We start from the raw sequence: 1005 nt of genomic DNA on the forward strand, positions 1-1005 counted from the left end.
AACTTTGACCCTTAGATATCACTAACCCATTGAGATGACTCGATCAGACGGACCGACACCCCTCAAACATAGACCAATTTTGTCGAACTTCGGGGACCAAGTCATTCACTTGGGGCAGCTTGAACCACAACTGGTAATCTTAGCAGTTGACAGAAGACCGCAACGCCTTCGCCGGAGCAGAGCCGCATGAATTTGCAATCGTTTTCAGACGCTATCGCGGGCATTCTCGCCGCCGAAGAAATCGACCAGGTGGCAAGGTTCATCCACCAGGCCAGCGCGGCCTTGGGCTTTGCGACCTTCAACATCAGCTATTACAAGTCCCGCGTCGAGGACTTCATGACCCAGCCGGATATCAGTTCCTGGTCGTCAAGCGACGTCGATTCCTATGTCGATAGCGGTTTCCTGGGCAGGGATCCGTTGTTGCATTATGTCAAGGGAAACAAGGCGCCGCTGTTCTGGAACCAGGATTTCATCCGCCGCTCGCAAGTGCATGATTATGCCGATATGATCGTGGAAAGGAACATCCTGGGCGGTGCGACGGTGCCGTTGCCCGCGCCTCGGGGCAAGTTCAGCGCCATTACATTCCTGTCTTTGCAAGCCCTGCCGGCCGCCCCCAGCCAATGCGCGGAACTGGCGAAGGTCATCGGCCATGTCTCGCTTGCGAAACTGTCGCAGTTCGACAACCTGTCTCTGGAGCGGCCGTCCCAGGCCGGCAAGCTGAAGCAGCTGACGGGCAAGCAGATCGAAGTCCTGAAATGGCTGTCCACGGGAAAGACCAACCACGAAATCGCGGGAATCATGGGATTGCCCCGGCGGCAGATCGACTACCACGTGTCCGAGATCCTGCAAAAGCTGGGGGTGGCGACCAGGGTCCAGGCCGCGACGATCTATGCCACGCGCTAGCCCTCGCCTAGGTTGCGGACTCATAATTCCTCATCCACAGCCTTGAGCATGCCATGAGGACGGCGGCGAGGTAGTTTTCCGCCGTCTTCTCGTATCGGGTGG

1 protein-coding gene is annotated in these 1005 nt (G+C 57.3%); it reads left to right on the top strand.

The genetic code is table 11. From position 1 onward, the window contains the following. Positions 1–186 precede the first annotated feature (186 nt). The gene (locus tag F3H32_RS17625) at positions 187–903 is read left to right on the top strand and encodes a helix-turn-helix transcriptional regulator (protein ID WP_149766947.1); all 717 of its coding nucleotides are present in this window, start codon (positions 187–189) and stop codon (positions 901–903) included. Positions 904–1005 lie beyond the last annotated feature (102 nt).

Origin of the sequence: Paracoccus thiocyanatus, assembly GCF_900156255.1 — a bacterium.
Lineage (GTDB): Bacteria > Pseudomonadota > Alphaproteobacteria > Rhodobacterales > Rhodobacteraceae > Paracoccus > Paracoccus thiocyanatus.

Coding starts and splice junctions, on each gene's coding strand:
- F3H32_RS17625 (WP_149766947.1), top strand. CDS start 187: ATGAATTTGCAATCGTTTTCAGACGCTATCGCGGGCATTCTCGCCGCC.